Source organism: Bradyrhizobium erythrophlei (assembly GCF_042430365.1).
Taxonomy (GTDB): domain Bacteria; phylum Pseudomonadota; class Alphaproteobacteria; order Rhizobiales; family Xanthobacteraceae; genus Bradyrhizobium; species Bradyrhizobium erythrophlei.
This window is the reverse complement of the sequence record NZ_JBHMET010000270.1, coordinates 28,611-54,116: the sequence shown is the minus strand read 5'-3', so window position 1 is coordinate 54,116 and position 25,506 is coordinate 28,611. Positions and strand designations below refer to the sequence as shown.

26 protein-coding genes are annotated in these 25,506 nt (G+C 64.7%); 6 read left to right on the top strand and 20 right to left on the bottom strand.

The window, feature by feature from the left end; translation table 11 throughout:
• The first annotated feature begins 263 nt into the window (after nucleotides 1-263).
• Both ACFFWD_RS41475 and ACFFWD_RS41470 read left to right on the top strand, forming a co-directional pair.
• The gene (locus tag ACFFWD_RS41475; protein ID WP_376975175.1) at nucleotides 264-1,661 is read left to right on the top strand and encodes an NfeD family protein; all 1,398 of its coding nucleotides are present in this window, start codon (nucleotides 264-266) and stop codon (nucleotides 1,659-1,661) included.
• Complete coding sequence (locus ACFFWD_RS41470) at nucleotides 1,658-2,419, top strand: slipin family protein (protein WP_376975174.1); 762 nt, start codon at nucleotides 1,658-1,660, stop codon at nucleotides 2,417-2,419. The genes ACFFWD_RS41475 and ACFFWD_RS41470 overlap by 4 nt, the downstream gene beginning before the upstream one ends.
• Nucleotides 2,420-2,448: 29 nt before the next feature.
• Here ACFFWD_RS41470 and ACFFWD_RS41465 read toward each other — a convergent pair whose 3' ends face one another.
• The 9 genes from ACFFWD_RS41465 to ACFFWD_RS41425 all read right to left on the bottom strand — a co-directional run bounded on the left by ACFFWD_RS41465 (nucleotide 2,449) and on the right by ACFFWD_RS41425 (nucleotide 10,189).
• A complete protein-coding gene (locus tag ACFFWD_RS41465) occupies nucleotides 2,449-3,132 on the bottom strand; it encodes a DUF2848 domain-containing protein (RefSeq protein ID WP_376975173.1) in 684 nt (227 codons plus the stop codon).
• Nucleotides 3,116-3,808, bottom strand: a complete 693-nt coding sequence (locus ACFFWD_RS41460; RefSeq protein WP_376975172.1) for an ABC transporter ATP-binding protein — start codon at nucleotides 3,806-3,808, stop codon at nucleotides 3,116-3,118. Before ACFFWD_RS41460 ends, ACFFWD_RS41465 begins: the two co-directional genes overlap by 17 nt.
• Entirely contained in the window at nucleotides 3,809-4,555 is a 747-nt protein-coding gene (locus ACFFWD_RS41455; RefSeq protein ID WP_376975171.1) for an ABC transporter ATP-binding protein, read from the bottom strand.
• Nucleotides 4,552-5,475 carry a branched-chain amino acid ABC transporter permease gene (locus ACFFWD_RS41450; protein WP_376975170.1) on the bottom strand — a complete coding sequence of 308 codons (924 nt, stop codon included), beginning with the start codon at nucleotides 5,473-5,475 and terminating at the stop codon, nucleotides 4,552-4,554. Before ACFFWD_RS41450 ends, ACFFWD_RS41455 begins: the two co-directional genes overlap by 4 nt.
• On the bottom strand, nucleotides 5,476-6,375 hold the full coding sequence (locus ACFFWD_RS41445; RefSeq protein WP_376975169.1) for a branched-chain amino acid ABC transporter permease: 900 nt from the start codon (nucleotides 6,373-6,375) through the stop codon (nucleotides 5,476-5,478). It abuts the gene before it with no gap.
• Nucleotides 6,376-6,425: 50 nt separating this feature from the next.
• On the bottom strand, nucleotides 6,426-7,721 hold the full coding sequence (locus ACFFWD_RS41440; RefSeq protein WP_376975168.1) for an ABC transporter substrate-binding protein: 1,296 nt from the start codon (nucleotides 7,719-7,721) through the stop codon (nucleotides 6,426-6,428).
• A gap of 62 nt (nucleotides 7,722-7,783) precedes the next feature.
• The gene (locus ACFFWD_RS41435) at nucleotides 7,784-8,164 is read right to left on the bottom strand and encodes a cupin domain-containing protein (RefSeq protein ID WP_376975167.1); all 381 of its coding nucleotides are present in this window, start codon (nucleotides 8,162-8,164) and stop codon (nucleotides 7,784-7,786) included.
• 16 nt (nucleotides 8,165-8,180) lie between these two features.
• Complete coding sequence (locus ACFFWD_RS41430; RefSeq protein ID WP_376975166.1) at nucleotides 8,181-9,650, bottom strand: 4-hydroxyphenylacetate 3-hydroxylase family protein; 1,470 nt, start codon at nucleotides 9,648-9,650, stop codon at nucleotides 8,181-8,183.
• 20 nt (nucleotides 9,651-9,670) lie between these two features.
• The gene (locus ACFFWD_RS41425) at nucleotides 9,671-10,189 is read right to left on the bottom strand and encodes a flavin reductase family protein (protein ID WP_376975165.1); all 519 of its coding nucleotides are present in this window, start codon (nucleotides 10,187-10,189) and stop codon (nucleotides 9,671-9,673) included.
• A gap of 148 nt (nucleotides 10,190-10,337) precedes the next feature.
• On the opposite strand from ACFFWD_RS41425, the gene ACFFWD_RS41420 reads away from it, so the two are divergent.
• Complete coding sequence (locus tag ACFFWD_RS41420) at nucleotides 10,338-10,934, top strand: MarR family winged helix-turn-helix transcriptional regulator (protein ID WP_376975164.1); 597 nt, start codon at nucleotides 10,338-10,340, stop codon at nucleotides 10,932-10,934.
• Nucleotides 10,935-11,192: 258 nt separating this feature from the next.
• Nucleotides 11,193-12,113, top strand: coding sequence for a LysR family transcriptional regulator (locus ACFFWD_RS41415; protein WP_376975163.1), 921 nt, complete (start codon nucleotides 11,193-11,195; stop codon nucleotides 12,111-12,113).
• A gap of 27 nt (nucleotides 12,114-12,140) precedes the next feature.
• Here the strand turns inward: ACFFWD_RS41415 and ACFFWD_RS41410 are convergent, their stop codons facing one another.
• Nucleotides 12,141-12,917, bottom strand: a complete 777-nt coding sequence (locus ACFFWD_RS41410; protein WP_376975162.1) for an esterase/lipase family protein — start codon at nucleotides 12,915-12,917, stop codon at nucleotides 12,141-12,143.
• A gap of 72 nt (nucleotides 12,918-12,989) precedes the next feature.
• Nucleotides 12,990-13,787, bottom strand: a complete 798-nt coding sequence (locus tag ACFFWD_RS41405) for an SDR family NAD(P)-dependent oxidoreductase (RefSeq protein ID WP_376975161.1) — start codon at nucleotides 13,785-13,787, stop codon at nucleotides 12,990-12,992.
• Between the two features lie 77 nt (nucleotides 13,788-13,864).
• Between ACFFWD_RS41405 and ACFFWD_RS41400 the strand changes: the two genes are divergently transcribed.
• Entirely contained in the window at nucleotides 13,865-14,011 is a 147-nt protein-coding gene (locus ACFFWD_RS41400; protein WP_376975160.1) for a hypothetical protein, read from the top strand.
• A 79-nt stretch (nucleotides 14,012-14,090) separates the two neighbouring features.
• Here ACFFWD_RS41400 and ACFFWD_RS41395 read toward each other — a convergent pair whose 3' ends face one another.
• The 9 genes from ACFFWD_RS41395 to ACFFWD_RS41355 all read right to left on the bottom strand — a co-directional run bounded on the left by ACFFWD_RS41395 (nucleotide 14,091) and on the right by ACFFWD_RS41355 (nucleotide 24,471).
• Nucleotides 14,091-14,687 carry an adenylate kinase gene (locus ACFFWD_RS41395; protein ID WP_376975159.1) on the bottom strand — a complete coding sequence of 199 codons (597 nt, stop codon included), beginning with the start codon at nucleotides 14,685-14,687 and terminating at the stop codon, nucleotides 14,091-14,093.
• Nucleotides 14,688-14,789: 102 nt separating this feature from the next.
• Entirely contained in the window at nucleotides 14,790-16,127 is a 1,338-nt protein-coding gene (locus ACFFWD_RS41390; RefSeq protein ID WP_376975158.1) for an MFS transporter, read from the bottom strand.
• A 96-nt stretch (nucleotides 16,128-16,223) separates the two neighbouring features.
• Nucleotides 16,224-17,777: a WS/DGAT/MGAT family O-acyltransferase gene (locus tag ACFFWD_RS41385; protein WP_376975157.1), complete on the bottom strand. Its 1,554-nt coding sequence runs from the start codon at nucleotides 17,775-17,777 to the stop codon at nucleotides 16,224-16,226.
• A gap of 168 nt (nucleotides 17,778-17,945) precedes the next feature.
• Complete coding sequence (locus ACFFWD_RS41380) at nucleotides 17,946-19,655, bottom strand: long-chain-fatty-acid--CoA ligase (protein WP_376975156.1); 1,710 nt, start codon at nucleotides 19,653-19,655, stop codon at nucleotides 17,946-17,948.
• Nucleotides 19,656-19,684: 29 nt separating this feature from the next.
• Nucleotides 19,685-20,452 carry an SDR family oxidoreductase gene (locus ACFFWD_RS41375; RefSeq protein WP_376975155.1) on the bottom strand — a complete coding sequence of 256 codons (768 nt, stop codon included), beginning with the start codon at nucleotides 20,450-20,452 and terminating at the stop codon, nucleotides 19,685-19,687.
• Between the two features lie 37 nt (nucleotides 20,453-20,489).
• A complete protein-coding gene (gene phaP, locus ACFFWD_RS41370; protein WP_376975154.1) occupies nucleotides 20,490-20,930 on the bottom strand; it encodes a TIGR01841 family phasin in 441 nt (146 codons plus the stop codon).
• A 60-nt stretch (nucleotides 20,931-20,990) separates the two neighbouring features.
• Nucleotides 20,991-21,800, bottom strand: coding sequence for an esterase/lipase family protein (locus tag ACFFWD_RS41365; protein ID WP_376975153.1), 810 nt, complete (start codon nucleotides 21,798-21,800; stop codon nucleotides 20,991-20,993).
• A 195-nt stretch (nucleotides 21,801-21,995) separates the two neighbouring features.
• Nucleotides 21,996-23,078 carry an AraC family transcriptional regulator gene (locus ACFFWD_RS41360; protein WP_376975152.1) on the bottom strand — a complete coding sequence of 361 codons (1,083 nt, stop codon included), beginning with the start codon at nucleotides 23,076-23,078 and terminating at the stop codon, nucleotides 21,996-21,998.
• A 328-nt stretch (nucleotides 23,079-23,406) separates the two neighbouring features.
• Nucleotides 23,407-24,471, bottom strand: a complete 1,065-nt coding sequence (locus ACFFWD_RS41355) for an AraC family transcriptional regulator (RefSeq protein ID WP_376975151.1) — start codon at nucleotides 24,469-24,471, stop codon at nucleotides 23,407-23,409.
• Nucleotides 24,472-24,740: 269 nt separating this feature from the next.
• On the opposite strand from ACFFWD_RS41355, the gene ACFFWD_RS41350 reads away from it, so the two are divergent.
• Nucleotides 24,741-25,499, top strand: a complete 759-nt coding sequence (locus tag ACFFWD_RS41350; RefSeq protein ID WP_376975150.1) for an acetoacetate decarboxylase — start codon at nucleotides 24,741-24,743, stop codon at nucleotides 25,497-25,499.
• Nucleotides 25,500-25,506 lie beyond the last annotated feature (7 nt).

The following is a 25,506-nucleotide window of genomic DNA, read 5'->3' as shown; positions in this document are numbered from 1 at the left end:
GCTTCGTCGCTTCAGCGCAAAATTGCTTTGCAATTTTGTCGCGAGCTCCTCGCAATGACGTGGGAAGAGCCGCGCATTCAAGCCGATCCCCGTCATGCTGTGGAGGCCGCGCAGCGGCCGTCTCGAAGCACGACGGCCACCGGCGGGTCGAGCAAGAGATGCATCGCATTGCACAACGGCGGGATGGGACACGCCGATGCCCGCCCAGGGGCATTGATGTTCCAGCAGGGAACCCCATGTGTTCGGCTAAGGGAGTGCTTGCCGTGCAGATCGTAAAGGCGGCCCTCGTTGCGGCGATTGGGATCGCCGCGCTGGTTGTCTCCCTCCTTCCCGGCTCGGCGGAGGAGAAAGGCAGCCTTGCCCTGACCATCTCGGTGGACGGCGCCATAGGACCGGCATCGGCAAGTTACGTCAAAGAAGCCCTGGCGAAGGCAAGCGAACGACGCGCCGAGATCGTCATTCTCCGGCTGAACACACCGGGCGGGCTCAACTCCAGCATGCGCGAGATCATCGCCGATGTGCTCGCCTCGCCCGTTCCCGTCGTCGGATACGTCGCGCCCTCCGGGGCGCATGCGGCGAGCGCCGGCACCTACATCCTCTACGCGACGCATATCGCTGCGATGGCGCCAGGCACCAACATCGGCGCGGCCACGCCGGTGCAGATCGGCGGCCCGATCCCCGGCCTGCCGACCGGCACGCCGGACAAGGAGGCAAAGGACAAGAAGGAGGGCGATCGTCCGGCCGAGCCGAAGGATGTGATGTCGGCAAAGGCAACGAATGATGCAGTCGCCCTCATCCGCAGTCTCGCTGAGCTGCGCAATCGCAACGCCGATTGGGCCGAGAAGGCGGTGCGCGAGGCCGCGACCCTTTCCGCCAACGCCGCGTTGCAGGCAAGTGTCATCGAGTTCATCGCACGCGACCCGGCCGAATTGCTGAAGCAGGTCGACGGCCGCGTGGTGGAGGTTGCCGGCGGCAAGACGCAACGCCTCGTGACAAAGGATGGCGTTGTGGAGGCCATCGATCCCGGATGGACCTCCCGATTCCTGGCTGTCATCACCGATCCCAACGTCGCGTTCGTCCTGCTGATGGTCGGCATCTACGGATTGATCTTCGAATTCATGTCACCCGGCGCAGTCGCCCCGGGGGTTGTCGGCACGATCTGCCTGCTGCTCGGCCTCTACGCGCTCAATCTGCTGCCGATCAATTATGCCGGCCTCGCCATGATGGTGGTCGGGATCGCACTCCTCACAATCGAGGCCTTCAACCCAACCGTCGTGATCGGCCTCGGCGGAATCGTGGCCTTCGTACTGGGCGCGGTGATGCTGTTCAGGGTCGAGGCGCCCGGCTACCGGCTGTCGTGGTCGGTCATCGGCATCGTTGCGGCACTGTTCTCCGGTTTTATCCTTGTCGTGCTCGGCTCGATCAGGCGTGCCCGCTCGGGTCCGCCGAAGGTCGGCGCGCAGGCGATGCGCGGCCTGGCTGCAGAGGTCCTCGACTGGAACGAGAACGAAGGACACGTCTTTGCGCATGGTGAACGCTGGCAAGCGCGTGGCGTCGAAACCTTTAGGCCCGGCGAGATGGTCGAGGTCTCCAACATCGTCGATTTGACGCTGGTGGTGCGGCGCATGCCGGTCGCCACCAGCGAGGGAGGTTCATCATGATGCTTGACTATCTGACCTATGCGGCGCTGGCGCTGCTCGTCATCATCTTCCTGACGCAGGCCATCCGCGTGCTGCGGGAATATGAGCGCGGCGTCGTCTTCACGCTCGGCCGCTTCACCGGCGTGAAGGGCCCGGGCCTCATCATCCTCATTCCGGTCGTGCAGCAGCTCGTCAAGGTCGATCTCAGGGTGATGGTGCAGGTCGTGCCGCCGCAGGACGTGATCTCGCGCGACAACGTCTCGGTCAAGGTCAATGCCGTGCTCTACTTCCGGATCGTCGACCCCGAGCGCGCCATCATCAAGGTCGGCGACTACATGGCCGCGACCAGCCAGCTCGCGCAGACCACGCTGCGCTCGGTGCTCGGCAAGCACGAGCTCGACGAGATGCTCGCCGAACGTGACAAACTGAACGCGGACATCCAGGAGACCCTCGACAAGCAGACCGACGTCTGGGGCATCAAGGTTACCGCAATCGAGATCAAGGATATCGATCTCAATGAAACCATGGTGCGTGCGATCGCCAAGCAGGCCGAGGCCGAGCGGCTGCGGCGCGCCAAGGTGATCAATGCGATGGGCGAGCAGCAGGCAGCCGAGAAGCTCGTCGAGGCCGGACGCACCCTCGCCCAGGAACCGCAGGCGATGCAACTCCGTTACTTTGCGGCGCTGCATGATATCGCGGGCGAAAAGTCCTCGACCGTGGTCTTTCCGATCCCGATGAACCTGTTCGATCACCTCGGTCTGCGGAGCGGGCCCGCGTGACCGCCGATCCGGCCTGTCGGCTGCGGCGATCAGGAAATGACCGGCAGCACCGCGACGTCGTAACCATGGGCGAGCGCGCGGTTGAGGACGGGATCCGCAAGCTCCATCTCGAACCGCGTCCCCGGCCGGATGCCGCCGATCGCGCCGGGCGTGCCGCAGAACATCAGCGTGCCGGCCGCGAGCGTATCGGCGCCGGCGTAGCGGCGAATGAGGTCGCGCGGTGTCCGCAGCGAGGAGACTGCGCTCTCTTGGTAGAGCACGCGCTTGCCATCGATCGTCGCCCACGAGCGCAGCATCAGCTGGTCCCAATGCCCTTCGACGTCCGCATAGGACCACAGCTGCGCACCGACCGGCTTGCCGCAGAGCTGCTTCGACAGCGCAATGCCCGACGCCTCCGCCTTGCGGTCGGTATGGTCGGATCCGATCCCGATCCAGAGCCCGTCGGCCATCGCGACAACGACCGGCTCCACCTCGCCGGAGCTGTCGGGCCCAAGCACGGTCAACTGGCTCGCTTGCGTCAATGTCTGCGCGGCGACGCGGTAGTAGAGCGGCGTCGTCGAGGGCCGCGGAATGCCGAGGGCGGCAAGCTCCTCGATGTGGTGCTCGATGGCGGCGGCGTCCCTGCCGGCCCAGCCGGCGATCACGAGGCTGTCGATCTCGACGCCGACATGATCGGTCCGGTCCTTCGCAATACGGTCAAACTGCATGAACATGGGTCTTCTCATCCTTGGTCGGGGTCGCGAGGATTTCGCCGCGCTCGATCTGCAGCGTCCGGTCGGCGATCCGGTCGAGCAGCGCGGGCGAGGATTCGGTGATCAGCAAGGCAAGCTCGGGGCGGCGCTTGCGCAGCTCGCCAAGCGTGCGCGCGTAGTCGAGCGCGAGCGCCGGCGCCAGGCCCTGGAACGGTTCGTCGAGCAGCAGCACCTTGCGCGCGACCATGAGCGCCCGGCCGAGCGCGACCATCTTGCCCTGCCCGCCCGAGACGCCGCCTGCCGGCCTCGCCCGCATGACCTGCACTTCGGGCAGCAGGCCATAGACCTCGTCAAGTCTGCGCGCGATCTCGCTCTGGTCGAGTTTGAGCGCCAGCGCCGGGAGGCGGATGTTTTCCTCGACGCTCAATTCCGGAACGAGGCGGCGATCCTCGGGCGCGTAGCCGATCCCGGCGCGCGCGCGATGGTGGGCGTGCGAGCGGCCGAGGTCATCCGCGTCGAGACGGATGACGCCGCCGTCGAGGGGAAGCAGTCCCATGATCGCGCGCAGCGTGGTGGTCTTTCCGGCGCCGTTGCGGCCGATCAGCACTGTCGTCTTGCGTTCGACGATGTCGCAGCTGACGCCGCGCAGCACGCGGACGCCTTCGATCGAGACACTGACCTTGTCGAGGCTCAGCATTTACGCCACCCCCACGACGCGTTCGCGGACCTGCGCATTGTTGAAAACCTCTTCCGGCCGGCCCTGGGCCATGATGTTGCCGGCGTTCCAGACCAGCACGCGGCTCGCATAGCGGGCGACCACATCCATGTCGTGTTCGACGAACAGTGCCGTGATCCGGCGTTGGCGCAGCGCCCCCATCAAGGCCTCCATCAGCGGGAAGCGTTCCAGCGCGCTGACGCCGCTGGTCGGCTCGTCCAGCAGCAGGAGCCGCGGCTTGAGCGCCAGCGCGACCGCGATGTCGAGCAGCTTGCGATGCCCCTCCGGCAAGGTGCTGCTGATCCGCTCGCTGTCGCCGGCGAGCCCGACCAGGTCGAGCAATGCCTCCGCCTCCTCGCGCCGGCTTGCGGTCTCGAGCGGGCGGACCGCGCTCCACAGACCGTCCTTGGCGGCGAGCGCCAGCATCATGTTGTCGATGACGCGCTGCGCGGAGAACAGCTGCGGAATCTGGAAGGCGCGCGCCACGCCGCGGCGCGCGATGGCGCGCGGCGACAGTCGGGTGATGTCCTCACCGTCGAGCTGCACACTGCCCGACCGCGGCCGGATATAGCCGGTGCAGATGTTGAGCAGGGTGGTCTTGCCCGAGCCGTTCGGCCCGATGATGGCGAGAAACTCGCCGTCGTGAATCGAAATGCTCACGCCGTCGGCAGCCTTGACCCCGTTGAATGCGACGTGAAGCTCCTTGGCCTCAAGGATCGGACGCCTCATAGGCTCGACGCCTCCTTGCGCGAGAACAAGCCATAGAACCCCTGCGGCATGAACATGATCACAGCGATCAGGGCCACACCGACGATCAGGTTCCAGGCGTCGGTCACGGTGACGGCGGCGCTGTGCAGCAACTCCAGGAACAGCGCGCCGAGGAACGCGCCGGGCACGCCGCCGATCCCGCCGAGCACCGCAACCAGCACGAGATGGCCGGACGCGGTCCAGAACGCGAAGTCGGGCACCACACGACCGATCGCAAAGCCCGCAATCGCGCCGCCAAGTCCGGCTAGCGCCGCGGAAATGACGTAGGCGATCAGGAGCACCGCCCAGACCGGAATGCCGAGATATTCAAGCCGGATCTCGTTGGTGTGAACGGCCGAGAGCGCATGCCCCAACGGACTGTTCAGGTAGCGCTGGACGGCCAGCCCGACGAGCACCATCAGCGCCAGGCTGAGATAGAACAGGATGTTCTTGAAGACCGGCTCGGCCACTACCATGCCGAAGATGCCGGGAATCGGAACGGCCATGCCGTCGGTCCCACCGGTCACGCCGTAGAGCTTGGCGCACAGCGCGTAGAACACCATCGAGACAGCAAGGTTCAGCATCGCGAAGAAGATCGCGCGATAGCGGACGAGGAACGATCCGGCGATGGCGCCGACCAGCGCCGCGGACAAGACCGAAAGGATCAGCAGCACCCCGAAATCGTTGATCCCGGCCCGCGCCAGGAACGCGACGCCATAGGCGCTCGCGGCAAAGAACATGGCATGACCGATCGAGATCAATCCGGCGCGGAGCAGCACGGCAACGCCAAGCGCGGCAAAGCCCTTGGCGATCGCCAGCGTCAGCACGAATTGCAGCCAGGGCGCAAGCAGAGGAAGCGCGGCGAGAACGACGACCGCGGCGGCGGCAAGGATGATGCGCATTCAGATCCTCCGCGCCGTGACCGACCCGAACAGGCCATAGGGCCGGATCAGGAGAACGATCAGCATCGCCGCATAGGGCGCCACCGCATCGAGCGATGGCGCGAGATAGATCGCAAGCACGCGCGCCAGACCAACGATCAGCGATGCCACCGCGGCACCCTCGATCTGGCCGAGGCCGCCGATCGCCGCCACTGCAAAGGCGAGCACCATGGTGTCGGCGCCGAGCCCCGGCGCGATCCCGGAGGTCGGTGTCGCCAGGGCGCCTCCGAGGGCCGCGAGGAACACCCCGAGCGAGAACGCCAGGATGAAGATCCGGTTGGTGTCGATGCCGATCGACTGCGCCATCTCCCGATCGGTCACGACAGCCGTGATCAGGCGCCCCAGCCGGGTGTGGTTGATCAGGAGCCGCAGGCCGATCACGACGAGCAGCGCCATCCCGATCAGCAGGATCTGGTAGTTGAGGTAAACGACCCCGCCAATCGTCGACGTGCCGAGCAATCGCATCGGCGCATCCTCGTAGAAGGACTGCACGCCGAAGATCATGCGCTGCAGATCCTCCAGGATCAGGAAGAGGCCGAAGGTAATCAGGATCTGGACCGCTTCCGACTTGCCGTAGGTCCAGCGGATCAGGCTGCGCTCGATCAACGGACCGAAGATCGCCGCAACGCAGACCGCGCTGAACAGCAACGCCGCGAACGACAGATACGGGTTGAGCTGCCGGCTCGCGATGAACAGGCAGACCGACGCCGCGACATAGCCGCCGATCGAATAGAGGCTGCCATGCGCCACGTTGAGGACACGCAGCACGCTGAACACCAGCGTCAGGCCAACCGCCGCGAAGAAGATCAACGCGGCGCTGGCGAGGCTATCCAGCAACAAGGGGATGATTGCGTTCGACATCGGCCTCCGCCTTGAGTGATGAAGGAAGGCAAGCGACGGCTACGGGCCGCCTACTTGTAGCTTCCCGGCTTCGGCAGGGATTTCGCAAACTCCGGCTTCAGCGTTGAGATCCACGCGATCGGATCCTGTCCCGGCTGCGGCATCAGGCTATCGCCCTTGTAGCGGGCCATGTCGCCGATCAGGGGGAACGGACGCCCCTCGGACTTCATGGTGACGCCGACGATCTGGTCGACCAGCCCGTCATTGTCCGCGCGGGTCTGCGTCGTGCCGGTCAGCGTCGTGACATTGCTGCCCTTCATCGCCTCGGCGATTTCCGCGCGCGTCGGCCATTTGCCGCCGTTCTTCTGCATCGCGGCCTGATAGGCGGCCCTGACATAGATCAGCGCGTTGGCCATCTTGATCGACGGGAACACCGGGTACTCGCCGAAGCGCTGCTTGTAGGCGGCCGCGAACTTCGCGGTCTCCACATTGGCCTTGGCGTCGGGCGACATCCACCAGCCGTCGCCGAGCACGCCGACGATCACGCCGTTCGGCAGCGGAACGCGTTGCAGCACGGTTTCACCGAGCGCCAGGATGACCTGACTGGAGGTGAACAACCCGCGTGGCGTGGCCTGCCGCACGAAGTTTTCGAGGTCGGCGCCCCACAGATTGGAGAACACGACGTCCGGGCGCGCCGTGGTGAGGCGCGAAATCTCGGTTTGATAGTTCGGCGAGCCGAGCTTCGGATAGAGTTCCGCCACGACCTCGACATCCGGCTTCAGCGCCTTCAGCGCCGCGGTGAAGATCTTCGCGGCATCATGGCCGAACGCATAGTCCGGGTTGATGATCGCAACCGTCTTCACGTCCGGCTTGCGCTCCAGAAGATAGACCGCATAGGCGATGAACTCCGGGATCGTGTTGCCGTTGGGACGGAACACGTATTTGCTCTTGCCATCGATCAGGAGCTGATGCGTATCGCAGTTCCAGCCGACGGTCGGGACCTCGAGCTGCTCCGCGAGCGGCGCCAGCGCCAGGCAATTGGCGCTCGACAGCGCAGCCACCATCACCTGGTTCTTGGGCTCGCTGGCGAGGCGGCGGTATTCCGCAATGACGCCCTGAGCACCCTGCGCCTCGTCGACATAGACCGCACTGACCGGCACGCCGGCGATGCCGCCCTTGGCGTTGATCTCGTCGATCATCAGGTCAGCCGCGTTCTTGCCGGGCATGCCGTAGGCCGCGGCGGGACCGGACGTGAACGTGAAGATACCGAGCCCCAACGTGGCAGGCTTCTCCTGGGCGACCGCAGGCGCCGCGGCAACGAGACCAATCGCGGTTGCAACCGCAGACAAGCTGATCCTCAACTTCATGACTCCCCCTCTTTGTCTGATCTTTGCAGTTCGAGTGAATGCGCGGCGCGCGCGGCCTGCCGTTACACCGGATCGAAGTAGTGGATTTCCATCAGCAGGCAGCCGTTGACGGATTTGAACGGTCCGTGCGCCGCATGTGGCGGACGGCAGGCGTAGGTGTTCGGCGGGAAGCTCTTGCCGCCCTCCCCCTTTTCGTCATTGCCGACGATCAGATCGCCCGAGACCAGATAGACCTCTTCCCAATACTCGTGGGAAAACGGCGCCGTGGTGTAGACGCCCGGCGCAAAGCGAAGCAGCCGGGTGCGCGTGCCGCGCCGGTTCTCCTCGTCGAGCCCGCCCGAGAGGATCTTCTGCTGGATGCCAGCCGGATAGCCCGCGGGCACTTCCCAGCCGGTGTTCATGTCGAGCGTGTAGAATTCGTCGTGCTTCTTGTTGACAGGCATGGGTTGTCTCCCTGGTTCAGGCGGCCTTGCTGGTGGCCGAGACGCCGTTGAGGTCGTAGGAATCGAGCATGTTCTGCACCAGCCGGTCGGCGCCGGCCCAGTCGTAAGTGCGATAGGAGTGCCCCTTGGTGACGAAGGTCGCGCCGGCGTAGAACATCTCGTATTGCTGGTGGCGCGAGCCGAACTCGGAGCCGACAGCATCCCAGGCGAGCTTGTAGAACTTCACCCGCTCGTGCGAGTTCGCCTTCGGCGACTGCTGCGTCTTGCCGATCAGCGCGGCGATCTCTGGATTGCCGAAATCGGCAACCGACGAGGGCAGCATGATCATGCCACCACCGGCGAGCTCACGCAGTGTGGAGAGAATGTGCGAGTAGAGCTGCTGCGTCAGGACCTGCGCGGAATAGAGCGTGTGCCGGTCCGGAATGAAATAGGGACCGACCTGCTTGCCCTTCGCCTCCATGGCCGCGACCAGCGCGTCCACCATGCCGGTCTCGGCCGCGAGCTGGCCCAGCATCTCGCGCACTTGCGGGAACTGGGTGACGCCGTTCATCTCGGCGGTGCGATGGGCAAGGCCGGTCAGGAACTTGAGTTTCACGCTGAGCCGCACCATCGCCTGGTAGTTCTGGTAGACGTGGCAAGGCGTGGCGTGGAACTGCTTCTGGCACATCTCGACATTGCCCTCGACGAAGACGCGGTCCCACGGCACCTTCACGTCGTCGAAATAGAGAACGGAGTCGTTCTCGTCGAAGCGGCTGGACAGCGGATTGTCGAACACGGCGCCCGCGGCATCCTCGTAGGACTTGCGCGACAACATCTTCAGGCCCTTCGTGTTCATCGGGATGGCGAAGGACATCGCATAACGCTCCTCGCCCGGACGCATCGGCTGGATGGTCGTGACGAAGACCTCGTCGGCGACGACGCCGCCGGTCGCCAGCATCTTGGCTCCGCGGATCGTGATGCCCTCTGCATCGCGGTCGACGACGCCCGCAGTGAGGAACGGGTCCGCCTGCTCAGCTGCGCCCTTCGAACGGTCCGCCTGCGGATTGATGATGACGTAGGTGAGGTAGAGATCCTCGTCGCGCGCGTAGCGGTAGTAGCTTTCGAGCGCGCCGGCACGTGCCGGGTCATAGTCCTTGAATACGTCGAGACCCATGTAGAGGCCGGAGATGCAGGACGCGACGTGGTCGGGAGCGCGACCCATGAAGCCCGCATGGAGCGCCGCCCAGGCCTCGAGCGCCTTGCGCCGTTCCACGAGCTCAGCGTAGGAGGCGGGAAGCTGCCAGATGCGGTTGGCGCGGCCGGCGTCGGTGTCGAACGTCATCAGATCCGCGTTCTCCGGCGCGCTCGCGAAGTCGAACAGGCCAGCCATGGAGCCGGCCAGATTGCGGAAGCCATGGTGTGCCGTCACATCGCTCACCGAGGTGCCGTTGATGTAAATGGTCCGGCCGTCCTTCAGGCCCGACAAATATTCGTTTGCACTACGCATCGCGGTTCTCCGGTTCGAAGCTAGTAATGAATGGGAAGCGGCCAGGTCGGCTCGCGCTCGGTTTCATCGACGAGATCGCGATAGCGGCCGCGAAAGAAGATCAATGGCGCAGTCGCCTCGCTGCGGGTGGTGTGGCGGACGACGCGGACGACGAAGATGACGTGGTCGCCGCCGTCATAATGTCCGTAGGGTGCGCATTCGAAATGCGCCAATGCGCCCGAGATCAGCGGTGCCTCGGCGTGGCCGACCGACGTCTTGACCTGGTCCCATTTGTTGGAGAGCGCACGCGCGAACTGGTTGGAGATCTGCTCCTGGTCGCGCGCGAGGATGTTGATGGCAAAGCCCTTGGCTTCGAGCATCGCGGGCAGGCTACGCGCCTTGCGGTCGACGCTGAACAGGACGAGCGGCGGATCGAGCGAGACGGAATTGAAGGAGCTCATGGTCATGCCGATGAGCTCTTTGCCTTTGCCGCGCGCGGTCACCACCGCAACGCCGGTCGCGAATTCTCCCAATGCACGCCTGAATGCACGGTCCTCCATGGGACGCCCGCCTCGCTTGTCCATTCCCATTTATGTTCTATAACTAGCTTTCTAACAAAGCTATCTTGATCTGTCAACACTTGCTGGCGGACGTCGCGCGTGGTTTGCTGATAAGCTAAGAGAATCAATGAGAACGGGAGGGATTGCGGTGCTTGATGCGCTTCTGACAGCGTCAAAACCGGAGCTGCTCGACAAGGACGGCGACCGAACCCTTCGCGCCCTGCTCTACGATTTCTTCGCATTCGGCCGCAGCCTGGAGGCGGCGCGCGCCAAATTTGCAGGCTATGCCGGCCTGTCGCCGACCCAGTACCTGATCCTGATCGCCATCACGCATTTCAAATCCGACGAGCCGATGGGGATCAACCAGCTCGCCGACTGGCTGCGCCTGAGCGGCGCGTTCGTCACCAACGAGGTCAACAAGCTGGTGTCGGATGGACTGATCGAGAAGCACCCGCATCCAAGCGACGGACGGCGCGTGCAGCTTGCCGTCACCGAGCAGGGCGTGAACTGCCTGGCGCGGCTGGCCGCCCTGCAGCGGCCGATCAACGATGCGCTGTTCGGCATGCTGACGCGCGAGGAGTTCAAGCAATTGTCGCAGCTGCTTGCGCGACTTGCGGCCAATGGTGACCTCGCGGTCAAGCTCGCCGAGCATGTCGAAGCCAATTTGGAGTTGGAGCAACATCGCGTCACGAGCGCGCCACCTGCAAAAACAAAGGGCGTGCAAAGGCGGCGAGGAAGCCGGTAGTCTGCCTGGATCGCGGGCTCGGCGTATTCCGCCTGGTCGGCATCGAGAGAGAAGTCACGAAGTGCTGCTGACCAACCCAGAACTGACGGCGAAGAAGTTCATCGAAGCCGGCCAGGATTAGCGAACCGGCGTAGCCGGGACTGCCAATCCCGAACTCCCAGCACTCGCCCCTTGTCCGGCCCCGTCACGACGTCCTTGCATAAATAGCCGCACGATTGAATATTCGTTGCGCTATCTGCAATGACCAGGGCTGTGCCGATGAACACCAAGCTGGAGCCGCGCCGACTGCATTATTTCATGCAGGTGCTTAACAGCGGCTCTGTGCGCGGAGCCGCGGGCGCGCTCGGCATGGATGCCTCGGCGGTCAGCCGGGCGCTGGGCCTGCTCGAGCAGGAATACGGCGCGCGGCTGCTCGAAAGGCGTGGCCGCGGCGTTGCGCCGACCGACGCGGGCCAACTGCTGGCCGCCTATCTGCACCGCCAGCAGAGCGAGCGGCAGGTGCTGCTCGCGCAGATGGACAGCATCCGCAAGGTCGAGACCGGCCACATCGACCTCGTGACCGGCGAAGGTTATGTCGACTGGCTGGCCAAGACCAGCCTGTGCCGCTTCATGGAAACCCACCCGAAGATCACGATCAGCCTCGACATCGGAAGCACGGATGAGATCGTCCAGCAGGTCGTGACAGAACGCGCGCATATCGGCATCCTGTTCAATCCGCCGCGCGACGATCGCCTGCGCTCGCATCATTCGCAGCCGCACCCGATCAAGGCCATGGTGCCGCGCGGGCATCCGCTGATCCAACTCGGTCGGCCGCTCAAGCTCGCCGACCTCGCGCCCTACCCGGGCGCCGCGATGCATCCCAATTACGGCCTGCGCCAGCACATCCAGGCCGCCGAGATCAGCGAAGGCGTCCGCCTCAACTTCGCTTTCACGACGGCCTCGTTCGACGCGCTGGCCCATTACGTGACCGCCGGCCTCGGCTATGCGCTGGTGTCGCGGCTTGCGATGACGGAGGCGGATGCCGCCAAGGTGGTGGCGCTGCCGATGAAGAACGCCCTGCTGCATCGTGGCCGCACCCACGTGGTCTCGCGCCAGGGACGCACATTGCCGCCCGCCGCGATGGAGCTGCTGCGGATGATGGTCAGCGAAATGCGATCGCCGGGAAGCGGTGTGCGATAAAACTCAGGCAAGCTACGCTTTCACGACTTAATCGCGACGCGTCGTTGCGGGAAACCAGAGCGCGACCTGCGGCGGCGGACGAAACGGCTTCCAGCTGCCGGGCGGCTGGGCGAGACGGTCGGCGATTACCCAAAGCGCCGGCGCGTGAAAGCCAAGCCCGAGATGCGTCGTATTCACCTCGACGTTTTCCCGCTCGTCCCCCTCCTGCTCCAGACACGCGCGCCACGCCACCACGCCGTCGGTGCGGGTGTAGATCGATGTCGCCGGCACCGGAATCGGCTGCGCCAGGCGACTGATCCGCTCGGCAGTCGGCGGCTGGTATGGCTGGCCGGTCAAGAGCCGCCAGATTGCGCGGACATTGCTCGCGCCTGGCGCCGCGAACGGACTGCCGAGCGTGACGACCATCCGCACCGCCTCGGGCGTCTGGCGTGCGACCTCGCGCGCGATGATGCCGCCGCGGCTCCAGCCGACCAGGCTGACCTTCGCACCCCCCTGCTTCTCGAGTTCGACGACGCGAGCAGCCACTGCGGACAGGTCGGCGTCCGGCGCGCGCACATTGCGGCCGCGGCCCCAGCCATGGACCTGGTAACCGAGGAACTCGAGGAACGAGCGAATCGCCAGCGTCGACCGGTCGTCGGCGCCCAACCCGGGCAGCACCATGACCGGATGGCGCTGTCCGCGCGGTGCGGTCGCCAGCAGCGGCGCCGCCACCGCAAGCAGCGCCGGAATGTCGAGCAGGCCGCGCCCTTCTGCGGCCAGCAGGGCGAGCGAAGGTGGTTTGACGGTTTGCGCGTCGCGTCCCATGGCTAACGTCCGCTATTGATGGTCAAGAACTGTGCTCCTGCAACTGTGCATTCGCCGGCAAGCGCGCGTCCGTCAACCGGGCGTCGCAGTCTTGCCAAAGACACCGCCGATGGCGCGCAACAGCCAGCTCGGCTGATACTTGATCCACTGCACGGCCAACTCATTGGCAAGTCCCGCGACATGAACCGGCTTTCCCGCCATGCAGGCGCGATAGCCCTCCTGCGCGACGGTCTTCGCATCCATGATCATCATGCTCGGCATGTTGCCGAGATTGGTGCCATGGACCATTCCGGTGTCCGTCACGCCCGGGCACAGCGTCGTCAGCGTGATCTTGCTGCCGCTCAGTTCCTGGGACAGTGCCTCACCGAACGACAGCACATAGGCCTTGGACGCGGCATAGACGGCGAGGTTCGGCACCGGCATGAACGCCGCGACCGACGCGACGTTCAGGATCCGTCCGCTGTTACGCTCAAGCATGGGCCCGAGGAAGAGGCGGGTCAACGCCGTCATGGCCACGATGTTAACCTGCAACAGCCGCAACTGGTCGTCGAGGCCGATCGCGCTGAAGCGGCCCTCGAACAACAGCCCGGCATTGTTCACCAGCAGGTCGACCTGCACGCCGGCGTCCTTCAGCGAATCGAACACCGCCTGCGGCGCCGCCGGCTCGCTCAGATCGGCGGTAACGATGGTGACCTTGGTGCCATGATCGGCCTTGAGCTCGCGGGCAAGATCCTGCAGCTTGTCGCGGCTGCGCGCCAGCAGCACGAGACTGAACCGGTTCGCCGCGAGCACGCGCGCGAGCTCGAGCCCGATGCCGCCCGACGCGCCGGTCACGAGCGCGCACTGACCTTCATTTCCGCTCACCGACATGAGGCCGCTCCTTTCGCTGCCAGGACAGTTCTGCGCGGTCCGCGGAGGGCGCGGGCAACAAGCCTTCGGCGCACCAGGTGGCGGTCGTCGCGACGGGCCAGATCGGCGGGCGTGCCCGCGCTGTTGCGATCCGCGGCATGCGTGCCGGCAAACCGTTCGATCGCCCGCAGCAGCGCCTGGGCCTGCTCGAACTGATCGGCCGTTTCCCTCACCTCGCCCAGTGACCCGCGCAGCGGTTCCAGCACCTCGATCCGGTCGAGTCGCCGGGCCGTCGGGATTGTGGGTCGAGATGGAGGGTCGGCATCAGATCACCGATCGGCCTTGCCCGATCGCCCTGAACACGTCGGAGGCGACCACTTCGACCGGCTGCAGCCCATCGACGCTCCGCAGGATGTTGCGCGAGCGATAATAGTCGACCAGCGGCGCCGTCTGTTCGTTGTAGGCGTGGATGCGTGCCTTGAGCGTCTCGTGGTTGTCGTCGGGGCGCACCGCGCCGCCCTGCTCGCGCGCTTCGCGGGCTCGCGTCACGATTCGATCCAGCAACACGTTCTGGTCGGCCTTCAGCTCGACGACATGATCGAGGGCGAGGCCTTCGGTATCGAGGAGATCGTCGAAGCTGACCGCCTGAGCCATCGTTCGCGGAAATCCGTCGAGCACAAAGCCGCGCGCGGCATCCGCCTGCGAGATGCGCTCGATCACCGCGGCGATGACGAGCTGATCCGGAACCAGCCCGCCATTCGCCATGGTTTCCTTGACCTTCCGTCCGATGCCGGTTTCCGCCTCGACTGCGGCGCGCAGCATGTCTCCAGTGGAGAGGTGCGGGACGCCGTACTCCTCGACGAGACGCCTCGCCTGCGTTCCCTTGCCGGCTCCCGGCGGCCCGACCAGAACAATCCTCATCGCATTCGTCCCGATATCATCGTCGTCACCAGCAACGTTCTGATGGACCGCAGCTTCGCGCGACCCGGCTCCGACCTGCGGGCCGGGTCACGCGGATCCTCGTCACGCCATCGCCAGCCGCGCACTCGGCGCGGGTCGCACCGAGAACAGCAACAGCAAGCCGGACATCACGTAGAGCGCCATGACGAAGTACATGCTATAGATGTTGTCGCCGGTGCTTCGCACGATCAGGCCATTGATCGAGGGACTGATGGCCGGACCGAGATTTCCGAGGCTGCTGATCAGCGCGAGCCCGCCGGCGGCTGCGCCGGTGGAGAGATATTCGCTGGTCAGCGCGAAGAACAGCGGCGTCGCCGACGCAATTCCGATCACCGCAAAGGACAGCGCAAGGATCGATCCGACGAGGTTGCCCTGCAGCAGCGTGGTGATGAACAGGCCGAGCGCGGCGATGCCGACGCAAGCGGCATAGTGCCATCGGCGCTCGTGCCACTTGTCCGAATGACGGCCGATCAGGATCATGCCGATGACGCCGGCGGCATTCGGGATCGCGGCATACACGCCGACCAGGAACAGGTCCTTGACGCCCCAGCTTTGGATCAGCGTCGGCAGCCAGAACACCATCGTGTAGGTCGCGCCGAGCAGGAGCAGGTAGACGAACGACAGCACATAGACCTTGGGGTCCTTCAGCATCTGCCCGAACGTCCCCGCGGGCTCGCTCTCGACATCCTTCTCATCGTGCTGGAAGGAGTCCTCGAGCAGGGCTTTCTCATCCTTCGAGAGCCAGGCGGCCTGCTCGGGCCTGTCCTCGAGCAGGGCGTAGACGAGGATGCCAAGGATCAGCGCCGGCAGTCCCTGCACAAGGAATAGCCACTGCCAGCCATGAAGGCCGCTGACGCCGTCGAAATATTTCAGGATCGAGCCGCACAGCGGGCCGGCGATGACCGACACGATTGTTGTCGCTGACATGAAGATCGCGATCACCTGCCCGCGCCGGACCGAGGGATACCAGTAGGTAAAGTACAGGATGACACCGGGGAAGAAGCCGGCCTCGAACAGGCCGAGCAGGAACCGCACGATGTAGAACTGCATTGGTGTCGACACGAACATCATGGCGGTCGCGGCGAGGCCCCACAGCACCATGATGCGCAGTAGCGTCTTGCGGGCGCCGATCTTCTCCAGGAGCAGGTTGCTCGGCACTTCGAACAGGAAATAACCGACGAAGAAGATGCCCGCGCCGAGACCGTAGACCGCATCGTCGAACGGCAGGGTCTGCTTCATCTGCAGCTGCGCATAGCCGATATTGATGCGGTCGAGATAGGCGACCATATAGGCGAGCAGCAGAAGCGGTATCAGGCGCCAATCGATCTTCGAGAACAGGGACTTGTGCGCCGGGCTTTCCAGTACCGACAGCGATCCCTTGCTTGCTCCAGGCGGGTGCATTCTGGTTTCCTCCAAATGTTCTTTGATTCCGATGCCGAGCGGAAGACGGTGGTCGCCGACCCGCGCAGGCGAAGTGATGTGTCGAGCTGCGCGGACCTAGCTGGCCCGGCTCGCCTTGTCGTTCGCGGCGACCGGCGGCGCCTCGTCCGGCTGTATGACCGTCACTGACGCCGCCGGCGCGGACGGCGTCTTCGGCTGTGCCGCAGCCGGCGTCTTCAGCTCGACGATCTCGGCCTCGACCGGCGGCAGGGCCTCGATCTCGCGCAGCGCGGCTCGCAGATGCTCGATCATCTCGTAGGACTCGTCCTGCGACAGCACGCGCCGGCACGCGGTGAGACCGAACTCGAGCAGGCCGGCATAGCTGTGCACCGTGATGTTCAGCGCGCTGCCGTGATAGGGGATCGAGACCGGGAAGTAGTGCACCATCCGTGCGCCGGCCATGTAGAGGTTTTGCCCCGGCCCCGGCACGTTGGAGATCAGCACATTGCCCGCCGCCGGCATGCGGCTTGCGAGATTGGAGCGGCCAAGCAGCGAGGCCAGCCCGGTCATCAGCCACGGCGACCCCGTGATCGGCACGTCGACACCGAGCACCGGCTTGAGCTCCCGCACGACCGCCTTGGCGGCCTCGGACGAGGCGTGGATCGCCTTGAAGCGGGTCGGCAGATCGTCGATGTCGGTCGCCAGGTCGACGCGCACCGCCGAGACCTGGTTGTTCATCGCCTTGTCGCCCTCCGCACGCAGGCTGACCGGCACCATCGCGATCAGCGCCTCCTTGGGCAACAGGCCGCGCTCGGCCAGGAAGCGTTGCAGCGCGATGCTGCACATCGCCATGACGATGGTGTTGACCGTGCCGCCGACGCGCTTGCCCAAGGCCTTGATGTCGGTGAGCGGCAACGACATCGTGCTGTAGGAACGCTGATTGGTGATGGAGTCGTTGAAGATCGTCTTCGGCGCCAGTCCGAGGCTGAGCGAGCGCTCTCCCTTCTGCGACCGCTGGCTGGCGACGACGCTGGCGGCGGTGCCGAGTGCCTTGGCTGCGGTTGGCAATAGCTCCGCGAGCTTGCGATATTGCTGGGCCGCATTGTTGGCGGCCGCCTGCAACAGCTCGGTTACGCCGAGCTGGTATTGCCCCGTGGTGCGCTTGCGCCGCGGCGGCGGCACCTCGCGCATCTTCGGCGTGACGTCATAGAGCACCTTGGCCAGCTCGACACCGGCCTTGCCGTCGACGCCGCTATGATGGGCCTTGGTGTAGAACGCGACCTGGCCGTTCTCGAGGCCATCGATGACATACATCTCCCACAGCGGGCGGCTGCGATCGAGCAGCGAAGCGTGCAACCGCGCAACCAGTTGCTCGAGCTGCGCCATGGTTCCCGGTCGACGCAATGTGACGGTGCGGACATGGTAGTCGAGATCGATATCGTCGTCCTCGATCCAGACCGGTTCGGCGAGCTGAAATGGCATCTGCGCCAGCTTGCGATGCAGCAATCCTGAGAGATGCAGGCGCTTGCCGAGCATCTCCTTGACGTCCTCGTAATAGTCGCCCTGGTAACCTTCAGGGAGATCGAAGATCATCAGGCTGCCGACATGCATCGGCGTTTCCGGCGTTTCGAGATGCAGGAACGATGCATCCATGCTGCTGAGTTGGTCCATTCTTTCCTCCCGTAGCGATGTGGCGGCGGTCGCCGTACCTGACGATCGCGGGCGATGCCTTGCGCCGCGACCATCGCGTTGCAGTCAGGGCCTGAAATCGGCTGACGGTCCGGGGCCGGTTATCGCCTTTCCGCCGCCGCCGACCTCAGCCGGTTCACGCAGGCAATCTCATGCCTGCGCCCGGGCCCGGCGTTCCTCCTCGTCGTACAATTCCTTCTTCGAGAGCTTGCCGACCGCGGTCTTCGGCAGCTCGGCGCGGATTTCGAGCGCCTGAACCATCTCGTGCTTGCCGAGCTTGTCCTTGAGGAAGGCCTGCAGCTCCTCGAGCTTGAACGGCTTGGCGTCCGCCTTCAGCTTGATGAAGGCCTTCGGTGACTGGCCGCGATACTCGTCGTGGATGCCGATGACGGCGACTTCCTCGACCGCCGGATATTTGTAGATCGCCTCTTCGAGGACGCGCGGATAGACGTTGTATCCGCTGCACAGGAGCATGTCCTTGGTGCGGTCGACGATGAAGATGAAGCCGTCCTCGTCCATGTAGCCGACGTCGCCGGTGCGCAGGTAGCCGTCAGCGGTCGTGACCTCGGCGGTGGCGTCGGGCTTGTTCCAGTAACCCTTCATCACATTCGGGCCCTGAATGCAGATCTCGCCGCGCTCTCCGAGCGGAACGTATCCGCTGCCGTCGTCGACGTTGAGGAACTTGATCACGATGCCGGGCATCGGCATGCCGCAGGAGCCGGCCTTGCGCATCGCGCCGTGCTGCGCCGGCGTGAAGGTGCCGCTCGGCGAGGTCTCGGTCATGCCCCAGCCTTCGCTCAGGTTGCAGCCCGTGATCGACGCGAATTGCTGCGCGACCTCGAGCGGCAGCGGCGCACCGCCGGATCCGCAATATTTCAGTGTGCGCAGGCTGTGCTTCGGCGTCTCCGGATGGTTGATCAGCGCGGTGAACATGGTCGGCACCCCGCAGAACACGCTGACCGACTTCGTCGAAATTTCCTCGAGCGCCGCTTGCGGATCGAAGCGCACATGCTGGATGATCTCCGCGCCCATCAGGACACCGAACAGCACGTTCACGGAGAGTGCGTAAATGTGGAACGGCGGCAGAACGGCGAGGAAGCGTTCCTGCCCCTCGACCAGCACCGGCGGCGAGCCGGCCGTCGTGGCGCGGTACTGCTGGCAGGCGCTGGTCAGATTGGCGTGGGTGAGCATCGCCCCCTTCGGCAGCCCCGTCGTTCCGCCGGTATATTGCAGCACGGCGATCGTTTCGCTGGGATCATCGATCGGATAGGCCTGGTAGGCGCCGTCATTGTGGATCAACTGGCCGAAGCTGACGTGTCGGTCATCCCACGTCACCTCACTCAGCTGCTTGGCCGCCTTCATCTCGTTGATGACCTTGTCGGGATCGGCGGTGATCTCGCCGAGCGTACCGACCACCAGCTTCTTCAGCCTGGTCTTGCCCAGCATCGCCGCCATCTGCGGATAGAGCGAAGCCATGTCGAGCGTGATCAGGATGTCGGTGCGGCTGTCCTCGATCTTGTGCTCGAGCACCTTGGCCGCGTCGAGCGGCGAATAGTTGACGGCGGTGCCGCCGGCCTTGAGCACGCCGAAGAACGCGATGACGTAGTGCGGGGTGTTGGGCAGATAGAGGCCGACATGGACGCCCGGCTTGACGCCGAGGAGCTGCAGACCCTTGGCCACGCGGTCGGTGAGCCGCCCGAGTTCGCCATAGGTGATCCGCTTGCCCATGAAATCGATGGCGGGACGCGTCGGCCAATTGGCGACGGCGTCGCCAAGGATCTTCTGCACGGGTCCGGAAGCGATCTCGATGTCCCAGCGCACGCCGTCGGGATAGGATCGGATCCAGGGCATGTTGTTCATGAGCACTCTCCCTTCAATGGTCTCTCAGATCAGACGGCGGTCACGCCGCCGTCGACCGCAATGGTCTGGCCGGTGATGAATGCGCAGGCGTCGGAGGCGAGCAGCGCGGCCACGCCCTTGAGGTCTTCGGGGCCGCCCCCGCGATTCATCGGCGCCATATGCGCGGTGGCGCCCTGGTCGAGCTGTGCGGTCATCTTGGTCGGGAAGTAGCCCGGCGCGATCGCGTTGACGTTGATGCCGAGCGGAGCCCATTCATTGGCGAGCGTGCGGGTCAAGTTGACGACCGCGCCCTTGCTCGCGTTGTAGGCCAGCGTCGGCGTTCCTTCCGGATAGCAGCCGGTCAGACCCTGGATCGACGCGATGTTGATCACCTTGCCGCTTCGCCGCGGCACCATGCAACGACGGCCGACTTCCTGGGTGGCGATGAAGATCGCGGTCACATTCAGGTTGATCACCTTGTTCCAGCCTTCGATCGTATGCTCGATCGTCGGAGCGCCCCATGAGGTGCCGGCATTGTTGACGAGAATGTCGATCGGGCCGAGCGCGGCCACGACCTGTTCGATCATCGGCGGAATGGTCTCCAGCCTGCCCATGTCGCAGACCACAGGCAGGGCCTCGATCTCCAACCCTTTGAGGTGGGCGGCCGCGGCATCGAGCTCATCGCGCTTGCGCGCGGTGATCGCGACCTTGGCGCCGAGTTCGCCAAGCACCTCGGCGATCTGAAGGCCGAGGCCTCTCGACCCGCCCGTGACGAGCGCGACGCGGCCCGTCAAGTCCTGCAACTTGGCCAGACTCATGGCTTCCCCCGATGGTTGGCGCGTCAGACGCGCGACGCTATTTCGGCTGCAGCAGCTTCTGAAGGTTTGCGAGGTTCTCCTGCATGCGGTCCTGCATGACCTTCCAGGCGTTGTTGCGCGCTTGTGCTTCCATCTGCGAAAGCTCGCGGAAATTCGCGACCGCCTTCTCGACCTGCTGCTTGGCGGTCTCCGCCTGCTTCGTCACGGCTTCGCCGCCAGCGAGATCCTTCATCGCCGCCTGCCATTGCGCGAGCGTCTCCTGCAGGATCTCGTTGCGCCTTGTGACCAGCGCCTGGATGCCCTCATAGGCCTGGCGGTTCGCTTCCGCCAACGCCTCCATGTCCTTGCGCTGCCACTCGATCAGCGCGGCGACATCGAGCCCGGGCAGCGCGAATTTTTCCGCCATCTTCTTCAGATCCCCGAGCCACGGCATCGCGCCCATGCCGGCTGCGCCGGATTGATTGTCGTCGGTCCCCATGGATGTCCTCCCTCTGGTGCTTGGCTGACGGCGGCAGGACGCCGTCGAACGGATGGCGCGTCAGGCCGCGGACGAACGCGACCGAAACAGGGCCAGGCTGTCCTCTTCGCGATCGGGATCGGGATACACCATGCTGCGGAGACCGCTGCGGTCGAACGGCGACCATTCCCCCTCCCCGAGCGCGAGCCGATCCGCGATCGCGTAGAGGGCGGCCGGATTGTGTCCGAGCCCGCAATGACTGCCTTCGACCTCGATGTTCTGGGTCCGCTCGGCATGCTGCTCGCGGCAACCCCACCACGAGACAATGCCGTCGGTGCGCGAATAGATCGCCGTGCTCGGCACTGGCGGCGGCAGCTTCATGGTGTCCCTGTCGGGCCAGTCGTCGACCCGGCGCTCGCTCAGGACCTCGTAGAGGCGCCACGCATTGCTCGCCTTCGGCTCGTTGGCGAACGGACTGCCGAGCGTGATCACCTGGCGCACCAGATCGGGCGCCCTGCGCGCCATTTCGCGCGCGAACACGCCGCCGAGGCTCCATCCGACCAGGCTGACCTTGCGCCCGTATCGCTCGGCGAGCTCGGCGAGCCTCGCATCCATCGCATCCTCGACGCCGGGCCGCGGTCCGCGGTTGGACCCAAGCTTCCAGCCATGCACCGCATAGCCTTGCGCCTTCAAATAGGCGCGCAACGGTCGCGTCGAGACGTCGCTGGCGGAGAGCCCCGGCAACACCAGCACCGGATGTCCGTCGCCGCGCGGCGCGCGCCGGAGCAACGGATAGCTTGCGAAGAACGCCTGCAGCTCCCAGATCCCGCGCACTTCGAGCGCGAGCAGGAGTTGAGACGGCGGTGCTGCACGGTCAACGGCCGTATTCATGTCAGAATGTCCCCTCCCGGATCACGCAGTGCGTTCCGCACGACCCGTCATTTTTCTTGATCGCTTTTCTTGATCGCTGCCTCGCTCGACGATCGGCTCCATCGGATCCGATTGCGCAAGCCTGCATCTTCTTAGTCTCAAAACGCTATCGAGCAGGTCAGATCAGTAAAAGGTGCAATTGGCCCGCTTGCGCGGTTAGTTTGGGACATCCGCCAATGAATCTTGCGCGCGTGCGGCGACGCGTGACGCACCACCATTGCGGAAGTCCGACGGGCTCTTTCCGGTCCAGCGCACGAAGGCGTGGCGGAAGTTCGCAGCGTCGCTGTAGTCGAGCCGCGCAGCGATCTCGTCATTGGTCATTTGCGTGTTGCGCAGATAGCCGACCGCAAGCTGCATGCGGACCTCGGAGACAATCTGTCGATACGTTCTCTGCTGCAATTGCAGCCGGCGGCGCAACGTGCGCGGATGAATCGAGAGCGTCGCCGCCATCGCCTCGATGCTCGGAAACCGGCCGGGATGCTCGACGAGTCGTCGCCTGATGTCGGCGGCGAGGCCGTCGTCCTGCTCGACGTGATCGAGGAGCTGGTCATACATTCGGCCCGCCATCACCTTGGTGGTCTCGTCGGGACAGACCGCCGGATGGTCGATCCAGGCCGCGTCGAACTCCAGCACGTTCTTTCGCTGGTCGAACTCGACGGGACACTGGAAGATACGGTCATAGGTCTCGGCGTGCGGCGGTGCCGCGTAGGCCGCGCTCAGCTTCGAGAAGCGGAACGAGCCGCCATACACATCGCGGCTCAGCGTCTGATACGTCGCAAAGGCGAACTCGAGCGCGAACCGATAGACATCGTCGGCCGGATCGCGCGACAGCAGAGGGTCGAGCAGATAGCTTGCGGTGTCGTCCTTGCGGGAGAAGCCGATGTCGGCGACCGTTCCAAGGATGCGGCCGTACTTGGCCGCGAAGTCGATGACTTCGGCCCGGGTCGGGCTGCTCAGCATGGCGTAGCCATACATGCCATAGGCCATGACATGCATTCGCTCTCCGGCCCGAAACGCGATCGCCGGGTCCTGCGACAGCCGCATCGCATTGCGAAAGACCGTTTCGACCTGCTGATAGGACACGCGCACGGCGGAGTCCCTGAGGTCGGAGCTCCTTAGGTTGGCGCCACCCAGCACACGGGACGCGGAAATTCCGTCCTCGGCCAGGACGTCAACAACTGCAGCGATCCGCTGCGGCGAATAGAGACACTGCAGGAGATTTGGTGACGGGTGATACACGATCGTCCTTCGTCCGCCTTCCACGCCTGTTTTCCAGCGCCGCAGTCCCGGTTCCTCGCAAGCTGGGGCTGCCGACCAACCAAAGGCTATAAAGGCGAACCGGGGAGCGGAAGGTTCGATTGATCGCGTTTGAAGGTGAATTCCGGACAAAATCGGCAAAAAGAAAGACCGCCGATTGAAGGCGGTCCAGGTTGGGAGAACGCGATGCGATCGCAACCACGGCGATCAGCATACGCCTGCATCGGCCGCGCAAAAGGTTCGATTGAACCAATTTGCCGGTGAACTACGGACAGGTCAGGCGAAGTAACCCAATAGATATATCCCGGAGTCAAAGACCCTGGTCGTCGCGGAACTCGGACGGATTCCTGCCGGTCCAGCGCGCGAAGGCGTGGCGGAAGTTCGCCGCGTCGCTATAGCCCAGCCGGCTCGCGATCTCCTCATTGGTCATGCGCGTCTTGCGCAGATACTCGATGGCGAGCCGCATCCGCACTTCAGCAAGCAGGTCGCGATATGAGGTTCCCTCTGCCTCGAGCCTGCGCCGCAGCGCGCGGGGATAGATCTCCAGCTGTTCCGCGATCGCCTCGATGCTCGGATAGCTGCCCGGCTCCTGGATCAGGATCCTGCGGATATCGGCGGCAACCCCGCCGGCGCGATTCACCTCGCCAAGGATCTCCTCGCACATCTCCCGCGCCATGGCGTGGGTCCGCGGGTTCGCGAGCGCGCGCGGACCGTCATTGCGGGCGTATTCGTATCCGCAATGATGCTGGCTGAAGAAAACCGGGCATTCGAACAGGGTCCGATAGGCCGCGGTGGACGACGGCGGCGCATAGTCCAGCGTCACCCGCGTAAATCCGAACCCCTGGCCGGAGCGGTCGCGGATGGTGGTGAGGTGCGCAGCCAATGCGAACTCCACCGCGAAGCGATGCACGCTCTCGGTCGGGTTCGGCCAGTGCATCGGCTGGAAGGTCGCCGCAACAGTCGCGCCCTCATATGCGAGACCGAAATCGCAGAATGGGCCGACCACTCTTATGTATCGGACCGCGAAGTCGCGAGCCTCCGCATGCGTTGCGCTGCTCAGCAGCGCATATCCGTACATGCCATAGGCGGTGACATGCATGCGCGCGCCGGAGCGCAGCGCGATGGCGGGATCTTTCGATAGTCGCAGCGCGTTGCGAATCACCGTATCGAGCTGTCGATAGGATATTCGTGTCGTATGCGACTCGAGTTGGGCGAGGTTAAGCCTGGTCCCATCGAGCACCGCGGATGGATCAATTCCCTGCTCGCGCAGCTCGGCGGCGATGGCCGCGATCGAATGGGGCGGGAAAATACGCTGCGAGAAACCGGGTAACGTTCGGCTCGGCAGTTCGCCTGCCTGCGGGTTTTGCCTAGCCATGGCGACCGCATGTCCCCAGCATTCCGCACGCCCCTCCCTCGCGATTGTCCTAGCTTCGAACGTAAGCCCGATCGCGTGCATGACGCAACGATCGCGTGCTGACGGTCCTGCACGTGCCGCATCGCGCGTCCGGAAGTCACCCGGTCAGCGGTCCAATCGCACCTTTCTCAAGTCAGCGAGATCGCTACGCTCGCGATGCCTTGCTCGACAACCGACACCCAGTCGGAGGCCCACACGGGCCGCGGCAAGAGTTATCAAGGGAGGAGCGGATGCGACGGGAAGACGTTCTCAAGCAACTGACGACGCCGATCGGTGCACCGGCATTTCCCCGCGGGCCGTTTCGGTTCAACAACCGCGAATATCTGAACATCCTGTATCGCACCGACATCGAGGCGTTGCGCGCCGTCGTTCCCGAACCGCTGGAGATCGACGATCCGCTGGTCCGATGGGAAATCATGCGGATGCCCGACACCTCCGGTCTCGGCGACTACACCGAGTGCGGCCAGGCGGTCCAGGTGCGCTATGGCGACGAGAAAGGTGAGTACCTTCACGCGATGTATCTCGATAACCTGCCGGCGCTGGCGTCGGGCCGCGAAATCAGCGGCTATCCCAAGGTGATCGGCAAGCCGAAGCTCTATGTCGATTCCGATACGCTGGTCGGCACCATGGATTATGGCAGCCTGCGCGTGGCCACCGCGACGATGGGCTACAAGCACCGCGCGATGGACCTCGAGAAGGCAAAGGCCGAGATCTGCGTGCCGACCTTCATGCTGAAGATCCTCTGGACCTATGACAGTCCGAAGCCGGCAGGCGAGCCGCGGATCTGCGAGCTACTGAGATCCGAGATCACCGACATCACCGTCAAGGGTGCCTGGACCGGCCCGGCGCGGCTCGAGCTGTTCGCGCACGCATTGGCGCCGATGGCCGATTTTCCGGTGCGCGAGATCGTCGCGTGCAGCCACATCATGACCGACCTGACGCTGTCCCGCGCCAAGCGCTGCTACAACTATCTCGATCAGCCGCGGTAAGCCGGCG